This window comes from Hydrotalea lipotrueae, from assembly GCF_019249625.1.
Classification (GTDB): Bacteria; Bacteroidota; Bacteroidia; order Chitinophagales; family Chitinophagaceae; genus Hydrotalea; species Hydrotalea flava.
Map to the genome: position 1 here is coordinate 1 of NZ_JAESDL010000035.1, position 17,164 is coordinate 17,164.

A 17,164-nucleotide genomic window follows, 5' to 3' on the forward strand; every position below is an offset into this window, starting at 1 on the left:
GATGCTAATTTTCTCGGATTTGTACAATTAGCTTGTACAATTATATTATTAAGAAACTACTTTTGAGATACGCTCTACGTATTTCTACGCAATTTTTTAAAAAATAGCATCTTCCTATCCAATTGTACCCGGTATCATTTAATTTTATACAAAATGTTTTTATTATGTCTTCTGCTTTGAATTTGGTATTGGTAGATGCCAAGCCGGCATACCTATTAAAACTTCAACACATGGTAAATACTATACCTTATCTCAATATTCTGTTTACAGCTAATCATGGTGTTGATTGTTTACAAAAATTACAGCAGGTTAAAACAGAGCCTGATGTAATTATAACCGACTTACTTATGCCCGAAATGGATGGCATGGGGCTTGCCGCCATTTTGCATTATGCTCGCCCCGCATTACCTATTATAGTTTTGTCTGATTTGCTTTCTGAATTCGAAATTGCCGAGTTAATGGATATTGGTGTAAAGGGCTTCTTGAGTAAAAAAAAGTTATCTCATGCTGTTTTAGAGCAGGCTATTGATGCAGTAAGTTATCGAAAGGATTTTATTGATACAACTGCTTTTGATATAGCTCAGGTTCATAAAGCTGTTGACCATTTTAACAAACTGCCCTATGAAAAAAATATTACGCAACAATTAACCAACAAAGAACTACTGTATTTACAATTGTTAGTAACAATGGAGAATGAAGAAGAAATAGCGACATGCATGCATATTTCCGTGAAAACAGTTCAATACTATGCCAATAATTTGCGCAAGAAGACCGATACAAGTTCTAAATCGGCCTTAGTGTTATTGGCCATTAAAAACAGATGGGTAAAAATCTATAAGGGATATGTTAGCAGTCATCACTAACTCAATGCTGTATTAAAATAGGGATTATAATATTGAAAGAGCAATTAACTGCTTCATATTCAAACCCATGCAGTTTTTTAATAATTGATTATTTGCAATAGGAAAAGAAAAAATAGTTGAATTACATTTCTTTGTTCAAAACTTCTCCTCTTTTCCCTTTAATCCATACATCCAATCTAATAATCACTTTGTAACCAATTCTTTTAGCTTCCACACATTCAACGCAGAAAATTTCTCAGTTCTCTTTATCTTACAGCCTTATTGTATTGCATGAAGGCAACTGTATATAAATCAACCGGTAGCTGGTACCAGGTAAAAGCAGATGATGGACGGTTTTATGCTGCCCGTATAAAAGGGGTGTTCAAAATTGAGGGATTTACTTCCACCAATCCCATTGCAGTTGGCGATGTGGTGAACATTAGCATTGAGCCCGGCCCTGAGCAACATGCCGTTATTGAAGCCATTGAGCCTCGCCACAATTATGTTATTCGTCAAAGTCCGCATCACCGAAAACATCACCATATTATTGCCGCTAATATTGATCAAAGCATTTTATTTATTACCCTAAAACAACCGCGCACCTCACAAGGATTCATTGATCGGTTTTTAGTTGCTTGCGAAATGTACCATGTTCCGGCCATTTTAGTGTTTAATAAAGCGGATATTTATCGTGAAAAAGAAATGCAGCAATATGAGCAGTTGCATGATTTATATACGCAAATAGGGTACCGTGTGTTGTTGTGCAGTATGGTAACCCAACAAAATATAGCCGAGTTAAAAGCATTGCTGCAGCAAAAAATAAGTTTAATTAGTGGGCATAGTGGGGTGGGTAAATCTACTTTTATTCAACAGCTTTTTCCCGATCTGTCGCTTAAAACATTGGCCGTAAGTGAATGGAGTGGCAAAGGTATGCACAGCACTACTTTTGCCGAAATGTTCGATTTGCCCGATGGTGGTAAACTAATTGATACACCCGGCATTAGAGAATTGGCATTGGTGGATATAAGTAAACAGGAATTATCGCATTATTTTCCCGAAATGCGGGAACGTATAACGCAATGCCAGTTTAATAATTGTTTGCATATGTATGAGCCGGGATGCGCTGTTAAGCAAGCAGTTGATGCCGGCGAAATTGCAGAAGAACGGTACTTTAGTTATTTAAAACTGTTAGAAGCAATTGATGAAAGTACCTGGGCATAACACTAATAGCCGCTTACGTTTTTGTCGGCTTTAAACTTCGGTGCTTTTCTGGCTTCTTTCATGGCCTTGGGATCGCCGGCGGCTAATTTACCGGCATCTACATTTTTTCCGTTTGAAGGGCAGCCATTGCGGTTGGCATGACTGAATAGGCCACAGGACGTCAGGAAGAGGCTAATGCCCCAAATCCATATTGTTTTTTTAACGTGTATCATTTGCACTACTCAACGGTTTTAGAGGGAATATTATTGTTTCGGGCAATCATTGGCATCCTGAAACCAGCCGGCATAAAAAGTATAATTATGGGCAATGCGATTAATTTCTCCTTCTAATAATTCCTGCGATACTTCTTTTACCTTTTTGGCCGGTACGCCGGCATATACACAACCCGCCTCTACCACTGTTCCTTCTAACACTACTGCACCGGCAGCAATTACCGCATTGCTGTGTACAATGCAGCGATCCATTACAATAGCACCCATACCAATCAGTACATTGTCGTGCACCGTGCAGCCATGTACAATGGCATTATGCCCAATAGATACATTATTGCCAATAACCGTTGCATTTTTTTGATACGTACAGTGTATTACAGCGCCATCCTGCACATTTACCCGGTTACCCAGGGTAATGGAGTTTACATCGCCACGAATTACCGTATTAAACCAAACACTGCATTGGTTGCCCATCACCACTTTACCTACTATCGTGGCATTGGGTGCCACAAAACAATCGTGCCCAAATTGCGGATGCACATTTTCAACTGGGAGAATAATAGCCATAAAAATTTGTTAGATAACTTTTTTATACAATCAATCATTCACCGAATGTATAACTTCGTTTTATATTTTCAAAGCTAATGTATTGTTGAGTATGAATTACAGGCAACTTTTTTTAAAACATATTGCACAAACCTCTGATGCGCCAATTGCCATAGAAATGCAGCGGGCACACGGTATTTATATGTTTGATGTGCATGGAAAGGAATATATAGATGGTATTTCCGGGTTTAGTGTGGCCAATATTGGGCACAGCCATCCCAAAGTAGTGAGTGCCGTTCAGCAACAGGCATCAGAATACATGCACCTGATTGTGTATGGCGAATTTATTCAACAACCACAGGTGGCCTATGCCAAATTATTAACCGATTATTTGCCTACTACATTAAACTGCGTGTATTTTACCAATAGTGGTGCAGAAGCTACAGAAGGCGCTATGAAATTGGCCAAACGTGTTACCGGGCGTACCAAAATACTGGCATTTCACAATGCTTATCATGGTAGTACGCAGGGGGCTTTAAGTATAATGGGTAGCGAATATTGGCGCAATGCATACCGACCTTTATTACCGGAAGTATACCATCTTACTTATGGAAGTGAAGCCGCCATAGCAGCTATTGATGCACAAACCGCTTGTGTAGTGGTAGAAATGGTGCAAGCCGAAGCGGGTATTGTATCTGCTGATAATGCTTGGCTGCAAGCTTTGCGTGCACAATGCACTGCCCATGGGGTAATGCTGATTGCCGATGAAATACAATCGGGTTTTGGCCGAACAGGCAGCTTATGGGCTTTTGAACAAACCGGTATTGTACCCGATATTTTATTGCTGGGCAAAGCTTTGGGTGGCGGTATGCCTTTAGGCGCCTTTATTGCGGATAAAACTCATATGGAATTGTTAACACACAATCCTGTATTGGGCCATATTACCACATTTGGCGGTCACCCTGTTTCTTGTGCTGCGGGTAAAGCCGCATTGGAAGTGCTGTTAGAGCAGCAATGGATTAAATGGGTGAAGGAAAAAGAAATGTATTTGAAAAATTACCTTCAACATCCTGCTATTAAAACCATTCGTAGTGCGGGTTTATGGATGGCTGTAGAATTTGATAGTTTTGAAACCAATTATAAAGTAATTCACCAATGCATTCAACACGGCTTAATTACTGATTGGTTTTTATTCAGGTCACAAGCCATGCGTATTGCCCCGCCTTTGTGTATCCAAAAAAATGAATTGAAAAAAATAGCAGGCATTGTGTTGCAAAGTATTATTGATACGGGGGTAGAATAAAAATATTGGCGAAGTGTTGTTGCCACGAATGCACGAATGTTTTTTATTGCTTATTCGTATGTATAGGTGTAATTCGTGTCTAAAAAAATATATGGCACCTTCCGTTGCACATTCTATTCCTTCATTGTCTGCTTTTTCTCAGCGTCTTTAATATTCATTCTGCAAAACCTACCATATAATTTTTCATATTGGGGAATAATATTCGCGATATCGAAATGTTTGGCCTGCTCATAAGCAGCATGCTTCATTTTATTCAGTTTTTGCTCATCTTTTAAAATGGTAATGGCAAATTCGCTCATGGCAGCCACATCGCCCACATTGGCCATAAAGCCGGTTTTCCCCTGTATATTAATCTCCGGCAATCCACCTGCGTTAGTACTAATTACCACTACCTTAGCGGCCATGGCTTCTAATGCAGCTAAACCAAAACTTTCATATTCACTGGGTAATAAAAATACATCACTCACGGCTAAAATTTCTTCCATCTGCTCTTGTTTACCCACAAAACGCACATCATCCATTACACCTAAAGCACGCACCAGTTCTTCCATCACCGGCCGTTCCGGGCCATCGCCCACCATTAACAATTTTGCTGGCAGGTATTTTCGCACTTCGGCAAATACTTTAATCACATCCTGCACCCGTTTTACTTTTCTGAAATTAGAGGCGTGTACCAGAATTTTTTCACCAGCAGGGGCAATCACTTTTTTAAAAGCATCAAAAGGTTTTTTGTTGAACCGATGCACATCTACAAAATTGGTTATCACTTCTATTTCTTTGGTAATGGCAAAACTTTTATAGGTTTCTTCCCGCAGGTTTTGCGAAACAGCAGTAATGGCATCGCTTTCATTAATGGAAAAAGTTACCACCGGTTCATAGGTTTTATCCCGGCCTACCAATGTAATATCGGTACCATGGAGGGTAGTAATTACCGGAACATTTCGCCCATTCTTACTTTTTACAATCTGCTTGGCCATATAAGCAGCAGAGGCGTGGGGTATGGCATAGTGTACATGCAATAAATCTAAATCGTGGTTAATAATTATATCCACCATGGTACTGGCTAAGGCCACTTCATAAGGCGGATAATCGAATAAAGGGTAAGTGGGTACCCGCACTTCATGGTAAAAAATATTGGTATTAAATTCATTCAACCTTACGGGTTGCTGGTAAGTAATAAAGTGTACCTGATGGCCTTCATCGGCCAATGCCTTTCCTAATTCTGTTGCCAATACACCACTTCCGCCAAATGTTGGATAACAAACGATACCAATGCGCATGATTCAACTGATTATTTGTGCTAAGTAACAACTATTTATCCTTTCAGTTCAATTATTAGCATTTACTTTTTTAAAAGGCAGGTTAAATTAACGTTGATCATCTGTAAAATTGTCAGGTTTTGTTGGGGTAGTCGCTACTGAAAAAGGTGCTTCCGGTGTGTTTCCTGCTGGTATTTTTTATGGGATTTCTTCGGGATTGGTTAGGGACAAGTTCAACTCAACAGCGTTGCGCAATGCTGTAAACCCGAATATGGGTGGAAGATGGATGCCAACGGGGCGGGTAAATGAAAGGCGAATTCCATTATCTTTATCGTGTTGATGATTTTTTATAAAAATGCTTATTCGACTCAATAAACCCTGAACGGCTATGATGAAAAAATTATTATTGGTTATATGGATGGTACCTAGTATGGCATTTGCACAACAGCTAAGCGATAGTTTGCTGATTAAACAAATATCGGATGATGTTTTAATCAATGGAAAGGCATATGATCTGCTTCGCCAGCTCACCAAACAAATTGGAGGGCGGTTGGCCGGCTCGCCACAGTTCATGAAAGCGGTATTGTGGGGCCAACAAGCTATGAAAGAGATGGGTGCCGATACGGTGTACATACAGCAATGTATGGTGCCACATTGGGTGCGTGGCGGAAAAGATGTGGCTACCGTAGTGCAAATAGGCAGCCGTAAGGTGAACAAATCTTTGTCGGTTACCGCTTTGGGCAATTCGTTGGGTGCAAAGCCGGGTGGCATAACGGCACCGGTATTAGCTGTGCATGATTTTGCAGAATTAGAAGCGAGAAAAGCAGAAGCAAAGGGTAAAATTGTATTTTTTAATTATCCGTTTAATCCCACTTATATTATTCCGGGCCGGGCTTATGGCGAATCAGGGGTTTACCGGCGTAATGGTGCATCTATAGCAGCCAAATATGGCGCCATAGGTATTATTATTCGTTCGTTGAGTGGCTCAACCGATAATAATGCTCATACCGGGGTAATGGCCTATAACGATTCTTTGCCTAAAATACCCGCCGCTGCCTTGGGTTTGCAGGATGCAGACAGTTTATTTGCCTGGTGCCAACGCATGCCCGTTCAGTTGCATTTAGAAACACATGGCCATTTTTTACCCGATACCATTGGCTATAATGTAATTGGTGTTTTAAAAGGTACCGAGCAACCACAGCAATACATTACCGTTGGTGGCCATTTAGATAGTTGGGATGAAGGGGAGGGGGCGCATGACGATGGGGCTGGTGTGGTGCAAACCATAGAAATATCAAGGGCTTTTAAAGCAGTAGGTTATCGCCCTAAACATAGTATTCATTTTGTATTATTTGCCAATGAAGAAAATGGTTTGCGTGGCGGCAACGAATATGCCCGAGTAGCAGCACTGCAAACCGATCAACCCATTTTTGCTTTGGAAAGTGATGAAGGTGGCTTTACGCCACGTGGTTTTGGTTGTAGCACTTCACCCGAAAAATTAGCCATGATCAGAAGTTGGATTCCTTTATTACAACCCTATGGTACTGATGTTATTGCAGCCGGCGGTGGTGGCGCCGATATTGGCCCGTTAGCCCGCCATTTTAAAATTCCTGCCTGTGGTTTAATGCCCGATAATCAGCGCTATTTTGATATTCACCATACCAAAGCCGATGTATTTGAAGCCGTGAATAAAAGAGAATTATTACTGGGAGCAATTAATATGGCCGGACTGGTATATCTTGTAGACAAATATTTTTAATATGAAAGCAAGAAAATGGTTGCGTAATGCCATCATTATTTTGGTGATAATTGGGGCAGGCTGGTTTTACTGGCATTTTTATTTTGTATTTGCCACCGGTACTAAAGCTGGTGTACTCAACACTTTTCAGCACAAAGGCATCATTTTTAAAACCTATGAAGGTGAAATTATACAAAGCGGATTTAAAGCCAATGTACAAAGCAACGAGTTTTCTTTCAGCGTTACCAATCAGCAAGTGGCAGCCCTGTTAGAAAAAAACTCAGGGCGTGATATGAACCTGCATTATAAACTATATATGGGTGCATTACCCTGGCGCGGCATGCAAAAATTTATTGTAGATAGTGTGATTGAAATACGCGGTGTAGGCAGAACCGGCACGATTGAGCCGAATTAATAAAGCCTGTCAGAAATTGCATCTATTATTTTTCTATTATTTTATCCTGCATCTTTGCCATGCAATAAACCAATCGGGCAATCATTTGTTGCAATAACTATTAAAAGTAACGGTATTATGCGGAAATGCGGCTTTTTGAGGGCCTGGTTATTGTTGTTATCAGTTTGCATAGCTACAGCAATATTAGCACAATCTAAATTTACTTTAAATGGTGTGGTACGCGATCAATCATCCGGCGAGTTATTGATTGGTGCAGTTATTCAATTGAAAGAATTACCCGGCATAGGGGTTACCAGCAATGCCTATGGTTTTTATTCTATTACCGTAAAGCAGGGCACCTACACAGTTATCGTTCGTTATTCGGGATATGAAACCATTACCCAAGCTGTGGCTTTTACCCAAAACCGTGAACAGAATTTTAATTTGATTCCTATTGCCAATAACCTGCAGGAAGTGGTGGTTTCTACCAAAAAGAAAAATGAAAATGTTGCCAGTCCCTTAATGGGGGTAGATAAACTGAACCTGCGTGAGGTAAATGAATTGCCGGTATTACTGGGCGAAAAAGATATTTTAAAATCTATACAATTATTACCCGGCATTAAATCAGCCGGTGATGGCAACAGTGGTTTTTTTGTAAGGGGTGGAGGTGCCGATCAGAACTTAATTTTATTGGATGAAGCGCCTGTGTACAATGCCACGCACTTATTGGGATTTTTTTCTACTTTTAATTCAGATGCCATTAAAGATGTTGCGGTGTACAAAGGGGGAATGCCGGCACTATATGGCGGCCGGCTGAGTAGTGTGGTGGATATTAAAATGAAAGATGGTAACGACAAAGCCTACCACGTTGATGGTGGCGTAGGTTTAATCTCATCGCGGTTAACTGTGGAAGGGCCCATTGTAAAAAACAAAGGCTCTTTTATTATTAGCGGCCGCCGAACCTATGCCGATTTATTTTTGAAACTATCACCCGATTCGGCCATTAATTCCAATACCTTATATTTTTATGATTTAAACCTGAAAGCCAATTATACACTCAACAAAAAAAACCATTTATACTTATCGGGTTATTTTGGTCGTGATGTACTGGGCTTTGGCGAAACCTTTGGCAGCGATTGGGGTAATACCACCGGCACCCTGCGTTGGAACCATATTGTGAGTAATAAACTATTCTCTAACACATCACTTATTTTTAGTAATTATAATTATGTTATTCGCATTAAATCGGGTACCGATCAGTTTAAAATTACTTCTAAAATTCAGGACCTGAATCTGAAGCAGGATTTTGATTATTTCATCAATAACAATAATAAAATAAAATTTGGTGGTAACATTATTCATCATACCGTATCGCCAGGTGCCATTACTGCAACGGCCACCTCTAACTTAAAAAGTGCTACCATTCAAAACCGGTATTCTTACGAAAGTGCATTGTATGTATCGCACGAACTCAGTTTTAATGATAAATTGAATATTGTGTATGGATTACGCCTCTCTAATTTATCGGCAGTAGGTCCGGGTAATTATTATCAGTACGACAGTAATGGCAATACCATTGATACCCTGAATGTACCTAAAGGCCATGCCGTTGCCAGTTATTGGAATTTAGAACCTAGGTTTAGTGCCAGTTATTTGCTCAATACCTATGCTTCTTTAAAATTTTCATACAACCGAAATGTGCAAAATCTGCATTTGCTCAGTAACTCTACTGTTGGTGCGCCCACCGATTTGTGGTTACCCAGTACCAATAATGTAAAACCTGAAATTGCAGATCAGGTGGCCCTGGGTTATTATAAAAATTCAAAGAATCAGGTATATGAGTTTTCGGTGGAAACGTATTATAAATGGTTGCAAAACCAAATTGATTATAAAAACGGCGCAGATTTGCAAGCCAATGATAATGTAGAGAATGAGTTGGTATATGGGGTAGGAAGGGCCTATGGTGTTGAGTTTTTCGCCAAAAAGAAAATGGGTAAATTAACGGGATGGATCGGTTATACCCTTTCACGCACCGAAAGAAAATTTGCAAGTATTAACAATGGCCAATACTTTCCGGCACGGCAAGACCAAACACATGCCATTACCACGGTGGGTATATACCGGCTTAACCAACGGTGGACACTTTCTGCCAATTGGGTATACAATACCGGTAATGCAGTTACTTTTCCCAGTGGTAAATACCGGGTGAACAACCAAACTACTTTTTTATATACCGAGCGCAATGGTTACCGTATGCCCGCCTATCACCGTTTAGATATTGCAGCAACGGTACAAAATAAAAAAAATCCCTACCGCAAATACCAAAGCAGTTTAACTTTTGGAGTATATAATGTGTATGGCCGCGAAAATCCCTATTTTATTACGTTTATTGATGATCCCAATAATCCCAATAAAACGGTTGCTCAGCAAACTTCTTTATTTCGGTTTATTCCCAGTATAACCTGGAACTTTAAATTTTAAGCATATGCGGATATTATCACTCATGATATTTTTTTTTTCATTGTGGTTTTTTTCCTGCAAAAAAATCATTAATGTAGATTTAAAGAATGCACCACCTGTATTAGTGATTGAAGGAATGATTACCAATACTTCACCTGCACGGGTGTTCATTTCCAAATCGGTTGCTTTTAGTGCCGATAATGTATTTCCCCCGGTTACCGATGCGATAGTAACCATTACTGACATAATTGGTAACGTATATCAATTGGTGCAAACAAGTCCGGGTATCTATGCTAATGCTAATTTATTAGGCGCACCGGGCGCTACTTATCGCTTGCAGGTAGTTGAAAATGGTACTACTTATACGGCAACCTCCACCATGCCGTTACAGGTTAATTTAGATACCCTACTTGTATCTAATATTATTTTTGCGGGAAAAATTATTCCGATTGTGCAGCCGCAATATTCTGATCCTGAAAATGTAGCCAATTATTATTGGTTTATTGAATACATTAACCGGGCTGAGAATCAACGCATTTTTGTATGGGATGATAATTTAACCAATGGCGGAATTTCAACCCGTCCGTTGATTGAGCCCGATAGTACCATTAATCCCGGTGATACCATTACTGTTGAAATGCGTTGTATAGATAAACCCATTTATCAATATTTACGCGGATTACAGGATTTACAAAATAATGCGGCCACACCTGCAAACCCCACCAGTAATATTAGCGGCGGCGTGCTGGGTTATTTTAGTGCCCATACCCGGCAACGTAAATCGGTGATTATACCGCAGTAGCAGGCTGCAAGATTAAGATGCATACAATAAAAAAATGGCCGGCCGCTTGTGCAGGGGTAAGGTAATTTTCTTCCATTCGCCAATGGTTTTGGTAAAAATAGCTTCTGTGGGGGCTGTAATATCTGCACCAATACACAGCAGGGTATTTTCTTTACAAACATTCAGTAAATCCTGCAATAAAGCCTGATTACGATACGGAGTTTCAATAAATATTTGGGTACTGTTATGTTGCCGCGATACCAGCTCTAATGCTTTTATTTTATTTTTGCGTTCCACTGCATCAATGGGTAAATAGCCTTCAAACGCAAAGCGCTGTCCGTTCATGCCACTAGCCATTAAAGCCAGCAATAATGCATTTGGTCCTACCAATGGGTGTACTGTTACCTGCATTTGTTGTGCTATGCCTGTTAATATTTGTCCGGGATCGGCTATGCCAGGGCATCCGGCTTCGCTTACAATACCTATATTTTTTCCTTGTAACAATAATTTTTTAAACTCGGTAATTACTGATTCCTCGGCTTTATGAATGGTAAACCAGGCATAATCGTCAATCACCATTTGTTTCCAAAGCTGTTTAAAATAACGGCGGGTAGTTTTTTCATTTTCTACAAAAAAGACATGACATTGCTGAATAGCCGGTAAAATATGGGCGGGTAATGCATGCAATGCATCGTCATATAAAGGAGCCGGAATTAAAAAAACTGTTCCTGGTTTCATGTAAAAAATTATTGCTGATAAAGCTATGATGTGGAATGATTTTTTTCAGAAGGTGGTTTGCCCGGAAAATATATAGTAGGTGCTTCTGTTTGATGCAGTGGATATAAGGCTAATGTTGCTGCCACTACTGCATAAGCAGGAGCCAATACCCAGCCAACAAAAAGCAACAGGTGCATGATGTAAAATATCAGTCCGTTACCAATGGCCAACCCCTTATGTGTACCAATATAATAAGTACTTTCGCCCATGGTTTTGTTATGCCTTCCCATACTATAATCCAGCATTGAGAAACCATAGTAATAACCTTCTATAAAAAGCGCAATAATCGGCGTAATTAACCCAAATAAAGGAATAATACTCAGTATCAGCAAGGCAATTAAATACACCGTTTGCCATAATGCATTGCGAATGGCTAAGCGAATACCCCGCCACATATCGGTACCCAATTGGCGTAAGCTGAAAGGATATTCCTGGTGATTGATGATGGCTTCTGTTTTCTCACTTAAATAAGCAAATACCGGTGAGCCCACAATCAGGTAAAAATATTTGAAGAATGAAAAATAAAAAAGCATTTGGATGAGCAGTAAACCCAGGCTCGATAAAGTAAATAAAAATCCCAGCCAGGTACTCTGCATTTTATCTAGCCAGGTTTTTAATCCGGTCTTTAAACTTAACCATTCAATCACGCCACTGGTAGTATGTAAGAAAAAACCCATGCTGGCAGCGAACAGCAGTGCATATAAAATACCCGGAATAATAATCCATTTCCATAACCGGTGTTGTTGAATGAATTGGTGGGCTTTAAAATAGGCCTGAACCGCTATAATAATTTCTTTCAGCAAATGGTTTTTTGTTACGAAAATAATCGTTTCTGTTTATTTAAGGGTGAATTGATTTTTGAAACGTTGTTTTCAGTAAAGCAATCAGTAATTTGTAATTCTCAATTTATTGTAATTTGCAGTGTTGAACCAGGTGTTATTATGCAGAAATTATCCCCTGATTTTTACCAAAGAAACGATGTGTTACAAATTGCTAAAGAATTATTGGGGAAGTTATTGGTTACGCAATTTGAGCAACAATTAACCATTGGTCGTATTGTTGAAACAGAAGCCTATAATGGCACTACTGATAAAGCTTCGCATGCTTATGGAGGCAGGTACACCCAACGTACCCAAACTATGTATGCAGCAGGTGGTTGTGCTTATGTGTATCTGTGTTATGGCATTCATCACCTGTTTAATGTAGTTACCGGGCCGGCTAATACCCCACATGCCGTTTTAATACGTGCTGTTGAGCCGGTTAAGGGTATATCTATCATGTTACAACGGATGGGTAAACCCAAAGCCGATTTTTCTATTGGCCGCGGGCCTGGAAATGTAACCAAAGCATTGGGTATTAGCCGCTTACATAATGCTAAATTATTAACCCGAAATGATTTGTATATTGCTGATGATGGTTACACCCTACCGGCAGGTGATTGTATGATTACCAAACGGATAGGCGTTGACTATGCCGGTGAAGATGCTTTTTTGCCTTATCGTTTCTTGGTAAAAGAAAATCCTTATGTAAGTGGGGAAAATAGATAGTTCTTTTGCTGTTTCTTGAGAAGATTCGATATGAGTTGTCGTAAATAATTTTTTCTCAATAATTGACTTATAGATTTTCATACAATTAAATTACTTACATGAAAACAATTTTCTCCTGTTATGTTTTTTTTTTGGCATTTCAACCCGCTGCACCAACACAAGTGTATCATTCACTGCAAAAATTAGTTCAACAATATTTTACTTTATGCAATCAGCATGATTCTGTTGCTGCAGCAACCATGTTTGCAACTAATGCTGAATTGTATTCACCCAATTGGTCAGGAACAGAAAAAGGGCAGGCAGGTGCTAAAAGTGTTTTACATCGGTATTTTGTATCTACCCCTAATTTGCAATATCATATTACGCATACGGTTTATTCCAAAAACGAAGCTGTGGTTGAATATACGGCAACGGGAACATTACAACATGGCGAGGCGGGTACCCCTGCTTATATGATTGGGAAGCAGTATATATTAAAAGAAATTACCCGGTTTACTTTTGTAGATAATCATATCACATCTGCGGTAAGCTATTTTGATCAGGTATCGTTTTTGAAGCAGGTAGGTTTTTTTGATCAGCATTAAGACAGGGTTGTTTGAATACCGTGAATATAATGAAGCAAGTTTGGAAAATAAGGTATTTTAAAATTTAGGGCAGCTAATGGGTTTGGCATCGCTGCGCTTTTGAATATAAATAAGTGATACTTCAATACCACCTACACCTTGTGAAGCAGTTTTTAAGGAAGAAGTATTTACATCGTATGAAGCGCCTATCCTAAAACTGCCATATTCTAAACCCACATAAGGAATAAATGCATCTCTCAAACGCAGCCAGGTGCCTACATAAACACTCACATCCTGCTCTAAATTTAAGGTTGGGGTAAATTGAAAAGCACCACCCAAAACAGTTTCTGATGCACCACCCTGAAAGCTTTGTAAAGCACTTAGGTGTAAAGTTGTATTATCACTAATAGGAAAATAAGTGCCTGCATGAATGGTGGCACGTGGGTTCAGTGAATAGTTGGCACCGGTGAAGGATTGTTGTGGCCGGGTAATATGATACAGGCTAATCCCAAAATAAAAATTATTTTTATCGGTGGTACTTCCGTTGTATAAAATACCGGCATTTACATCCATGTAATTCGATTTTAAGGTAGCCCCATTAAACACTTCGCTGGTAACACCGGTAAAGCCATTGCTGGTGAGCTGGTCTTCAAAAGTAAGTCCTGCGGTATTAATCATCATATTGGCATACGTTAATTGTACGCCCAACCCAATGGTGTTATTGCCATCTTCATCCAATCCTTTGTGATAGGCGGTTGAAACGGTGGCATAATTAAATTTAACAGCACCATTAGCACTGTTATCATTGTAGGCCATAAAACCCAGCCCCCACACGTCATTACTGGCAATTTTATTTTGCATAATATGAAAATCAACGGAAGCTGTACCGGTAGTAAACGCATTGTTAATGGTAGGCCATTGGTTCCGGTAATTACCGGCTACACGTAAGTTGCCATCGAACTTTCCGGTAAATGCAGGGCTAAGGGTTAAGGGGGAAGAAAAAAATTGTGAGAAATGCGGGTCTTGCGCCAGCAGTGGGTGCGACAATAACAGCGGGAAGATAAATAGTACAATTTTTTTCATGAGAACCCCTACGTTAGTCATGTAATATCTGCTTTGTAAAAGTGAGTGCAAAGCAAAAGCCCATCATTTTAAATTGTTTGTTTGCAAAAACAGATATCCAAAATACTGGAAATGCTGTATATATTTTTGATTTGTTGAGGTATTTAACAAAAAAAATTAAAAAATTAAGATTGGTCTTTTCTGCCATAGGCCAAATCGCCCGCATCGCCCAGTCCGGGTACAATATAACCTTTGGCGGTTAATTCATCATCAATGTCTCCGCACCACAATTGAATATTGGCACCACATTCTCTATGCACAAATTCAATACCCACGGTACAGGCAATAGCAGCCACAATATGAATGGCGGCGGGTTTGTATTCCTGTTGTATGAACTGAATGGTTTTAACCAATGAGGCCCCGGTTGCCAACATGGGATCGCTGATAATGACAATTTTATTATTTAATGACGGGCAACTCATGTATTCTAAACTAATTTCAAAACTGCCATCGCGGTGGTGTTTGCGATAGGCTGAAATAAAGGCATTATCGGCTTTGTCAAAATAGTTCAGCATACCTTGGTGCATGGGTAAACCAGCCCGTAAAATGGTGGCTAAAACCGGCTGCTCTATTAAAACTTTACTATTGTGAATACCCAATGGAGTATGTGTTTCCACTTCATGCCAGGGCAATTGTTTACTAATTTCATATGCTGCAACTTCACCGATTCGCTCTAAGTTGCGGCGAAAGCGCATTCTGTCGGTTTGAAGGTGGATGTTCCTGATTTCTGCCGTAAAATTGCTGACCAAACTATGGGTATCACTTAAATTAACAATCATAGGTAACAGTGCATTTAGGGTACTAAAACGCTGTAAAATAAAGGTAAAAAATGGAAATAGAGGTATTTACCTGCTACTTACAGTTTTGCTTATTGAAAAATAAGTTAGCTAATGCCATCTTGTAAGGATGAATAATAGTAGCAAAGGCGTTAAAAAATAAAGTGAAAACGAGTAATGCAGGAAGGATTAGCCCCTAAAAAGGTGTATTAAATAATTTTTTAAGGCATAGGTCATTAATTTTGATTTTTTACTGTTATCGGGTGTTTTTTCCGATATTTTCTGAACATGGCCTTCAACAGTGCGTTTAGAGATGTTTAAAAAATCGGCAATTTTTTCGTAATCGGGATGTGTAGCTAACAGTTGTAAAATTTTCAATTCGTGCCGGGTGAAATGGGGGGTCTTTAATTCATCTTTTTTCTTTTGTATTTGTTTCAACATTTTGCGAACCAGTGGAATATTCCAAATAGGGTCAATGAATACTTTGTTTTGTTGAATGGCTTCTATAGCTAAAGTGAGGCATTGATTGTTGAGCATTTGTAAAGAGCCCTTGGCAATTACAGCATTAGCGCCAATTTCTAACAGTTCTGCCACATCCGATTCAACCAAAAGGCCGGAAATAACAATTACTTGTATAGAGGGGAAAAACAATTTAATTAAACGGGTTAATGCCATACCATCAATTTCGGGCATTTGGCAGTCGGTAACAACTATATTGGGTAAATAACGGGTATTGTTTAAATGTTCAAAAAAATGGTACGCGTTGGTGTGGGAGTAAAGGATGGTGCACTCTTTTATTTTTTGGAATTTGGTTTTCACTAATTCCAAATCACGCAAACGATCATCTACAATAGCCACTGAAAAAGGGGTAACCATATAGGATTACATTTAATATTACAATATTATTTAAAAGGTAACAAATTATCAAATTTTGTATCGGGTATCTTAAAAATTGCGTAGAAATACGCTTGTTTTTTGGTAAGTCGCTACAGTATATTTGAGCTGTACTATTTGATGTACACCAATAATAGGTTTTACCGGTAAAAAAAGGTAGGCTTTTTATTGTAATGGCCATGCAATAATGAAGGTTACCGTTGCAGATAAGCAAGTAAAAAATCCGCTGAACATCCGACCCCATGAGTGTTAGGCAGGGGAGGGTAAAATATAAAAATTTTAATAATGCAAAAATTAAAACTATTATCAGTTGCATTGCCAATACTAGTTGCAGTGGTGCTTGTATTACATAGTAATACTGCTAAAGCACAGTCTGCTAGTTGTGCCGCTGCTAAACAAACTTGTTACAAAGTTACACTGGGTGGTGTAACTGTTAAATCGGTTAGTGGTCTTGCAACCATAAAACTTTAGTAGTGAAAAATACCCCTATTGTTACTAGAATTAGTAACAATAGGGTTTTTGTTGACTGTTTTCTTAAAAAATTAATGTATGAAGAAGAATAAAGTTTTAATTTTTGGCAGTTTTGTTGTTTTTTTATTAATAGTATTTTTTTTAATAAATCTTAAAAATAATAAAAGTAAACATTTTTTACACAATACTTCGGTAGTTTTTTAAGGTTGAGAAGGATTGGATATGGATAACAAATTTGGAGGGGAAAAGATGTTAACA

General features: G+C 39.0%; 18 protein-coding genes. 10 read left to right on the forward strand and 8 right to left on the reverse strand.

The window, feature by feature from the left end:
- Positions 1-164 precede the first annotated feature (164 nt).
- Both JK139_RS14455 and rsgA read left to right on the forward strand, forming a co-directional pair.
- Positions 165-863 carry a response regulator transcription factor gene (locus JK139_RS14455; protein ID WP_074417459.1) on the forward strand — a complete coding sequence of 233 codons (699 nt, stop codon included), beginning with the start codon at positions 165-167 and terminating at the stop codon, positions 861-863.
- Positions 864-1,133: 270 nt separating this feature from the next.
- Positions 1,134-2,063: a ribosome small subunit-dependent GTPase A gene (rsgA, locus tag JK139_RS14460; RefSeq protein WP_218331876.1), complete on the forward strand. Its 930-nt coding sequence runs from the start codon at positions 1,134-1,136 to the stop codon at positions 2,061-2,063.
- Between the two features lie 2 nt (positions 2,064-2,065).
- Here rsgA and JK139_RS14465 read toward each other — a convergent pair whose 3' ends face one another.
- Together JK139_RS14465 and JK139_RS14470 are read right to left on the reverse strand one after the other, a co-directional pair.
- The gene (locus JK139_RS14465; RefSeq protein ID WP_218331877.1) at positions 2,066-2,275 is read right to left on the reverse strand and encodes a hypothetical protein; all 210 of its coding nucleotides are present in this window, start codon (positions 2,273-2,275) and stop codon (positions 2,066-2,068) included.
- A gap of 30 nt (positions 2,276-2,305) precedes the next feature.
- Positions 2,306-2,842: a gamma carbonic anhydrase family protein gene (locus JK139_RS14470; protein WP_218331879.1), complete on the reverse strand. Its 537-nt coding sequence runs from the start codon at positions 2,840-2,842 to the stop codon at positions 2,306-2,308.
- A 91-nt stretch (positions 2,843-2,933) separates the two neighbouring features.
- Between JK139_RS14470 and JK139_RS14475 the strand changes: the two genes are divergently transcribed.
- Positions 2,934-4,124 (forward strand): aspartate aminotransferase family protein, encoded by a 1,191-nt coding sequence (locus JK139_RS14475; protein ID WP_218331881.1) that lies wholly within the window; start codon positions 2,934-2,936, stop codon positions 4,122-4,124.
- Between the two features lie 113 nt (positions 4,125-4,237).
- On the opposite strand, the gene bshA is transcribed toward JK139_RS14475, so the two are convergent.
- Positions 4,238-5,404 carry an N-acetyl-alpha-D-glucosaminyl L-malate synthase BshA gene (gene bshA, locus JK139_RS14480; protein WP_074420247.1) on the reverse strand — a complete coding sequence of 389 codons (1,167 nt, stop codon included), beginning with the start codon at positions 5,402-5,404 and terminating at the stop codon, positions 4,238-4,240.
- A gap of 367 nt (positions 5,405-5,771) precedes the next feature.
- Between bshA and JK139_RS14485 the strand changes: the two genes are divergently transcribed.
- The 4 genes from JK139_RS14485 (at position 5,772) to JK139_RS14500 (ending at position 10,777) form a co-directional block, all read left to right on the forward strand.
- Entirely contained in the window at positions 5,772-7,142 is a 1,371-nt protein-coding gene (locus JK139_RS14485; protein ID WP_218331883.1) for a M20/M25/M40 family metallo-hydrolase, read from the forward strand.
- A 1-nt stretch (position 7,143) separates the two neighbouring features.
- The gene (locus JK139_RS14490; RefSeq protein ID WP_218331892.1) at positions 7,144-7,536 is read left to right on the forward strand and encodes a hypothetical protein; all 393 of its coding nucleotides are present in this window, start codon (positions 7,144-7,146) and stop codon (positions 7,534-7,536) included.
- A 117-nt stretch (positions 7,537-7,653) separates the two neighbouring features.
- Positions 7,654-9,996, forward strand: coding sequence for a TonB-dependent receptor (locus tag JK139_RS14495; protein WP_218331894.1), 2,343 nt, complete (start codon positions 7,654-7,656; stop codon positions 9,994-9,996).
- A 4-nt stretch (positions 9,997-10,000) separates the two neighbouring features.
- On the forward strand, positions 10,001-10,777 hold the full coding sequence (locus JK139_RS14500; RefSeq protein ID WP_218331896.1) for a DUF4249 domain-containing protein: 777 nt from the start codon (positions 10,001-10,003) through the stop codon (positions 10,775-10,777).
- Positions 10,778-10,789: 12 nt separating this feature from the next.
- Here JK139_RS14500 and JK139_RS14505 read toward each other — a convergent pair whose 3' ends face one another.
- Positions 10,790-11,494 (reverse strand): SAM-dependent methyltransferase, encoded by a 705-nt coding sequence (locus JK139_RS14505; protein ID WP_218331898.1) that lies wholly within the window; start codon positions 11,492-11,494, stop codon positions 10,790-10,792.
- A gap of 23 nt (positions 11,495-11,517) precedes the next feature.
- Positions 11,518-12,336: an EI24 domain-containing protein gene (locus JK139_RS14510; RefSeq protein ID WP_218331900.1), complete on the reverse strand. Its 819-nt coding sequence runs from the start codon at positions 12,334-12,336 to the stop codon at positions 11,518-11,520.
- A gap of 138 nt (positions 12,337-12,474) precedes the next feature.
- On the opposite strand from JK139_RS14510, the gene JK139_RS14515 reads away from it, so the two are divergent.
- Positions 12,475-13,080, forward strand: coding sequence for a DNA-3-methyladenine glycosylase (locus JK139_RS14515; RefSeq protein WP_218331902.1), 606 nt, complete (start codon positions 12,475-12,477; stop codon positions 13,078-13,080).
- Between the two features lie 98 nt (positions 13,081-13,178).
- Positions 13,179-13,664 carry a nuclear transport factor 2 family protein gene (locus JK139_RS14520; protein ID WP_218331904.1) on the forward strand — a complete coding sequence of 162 codons (486 nt, stop codon included), beginning with the start codon at positions 13,179-13,181 and terminating at the stop codon, positions 13,662-13,664.
- Between the two features lie 57 nt (positions 13,665-13,721).
- Here the strand turns inward: JK139_RS14520 and JK139_RS14525 are convergent, their stop codons facing one another.
- The 3 genes from JK139_RS14525 to JK139_RS14535 form a co-directional block, all read right to left on the reverse strand.
- The gene (locus JK139_RS14525; RefSeq protein WP_218331906.1) at positions 13,722-14,726 is read right to left on the reverse strand and encodes a PorP/SprF family type IX secretion system membrane protein; all 1,005 of its coding nucleotides are present in this window, start codon (positions 14,724-14,726) and stop codon (positions 13,722-13,724) included.
- 164 nt (positions 14,727-14,890) lie between these two features.
- Positions 14,891-15,544 carry a uracil phosphoribosyltransferase gene (gene upp, locus JK139_RS14530; protein WP_218331908.1) on the reverse strand — a complete coding sequence of 218 codons (654 nt, stop codon included), beginning with the start codon at positions 15,542-15,544 and terminating at the stop codon, positions 14,891-14,893.
- Positions 15,545-15,730: 186 nt separating this feature from the next.
- Positions 15,731-16,417 carry a response regulator gene (locus JK139_RS14535; RefSeq protein WP_218331910.1) on the reverse strand — a complete coding sequence of 229 codons (687 nt, stop codon included), beginning with the start codon at positions 16,415-16,417 and terminating at the stop codon, positions 15,731-15,733.
- 303 nt (positions 16,418-16,720) lie between these two features.
- Between JK139_RS14535 and JK139_RS14540 the strand changes: the two genes are divergently transcribed.
- The gene (locus tag JK139_RS14540; RefSeq protein ID WP_218331912.1) at positions 16,721-16,906 is read left to right on the forward strand and encodes a hypothetical protein; all 186 of its coding nucleotides are present in this window, start codon (positions 16,721-16,723) and stop codon (positions 16,904-16,906) included.
- The last annotated feature ends 258 nt before the right edge of the window (positions 16,907-17,164 follow it).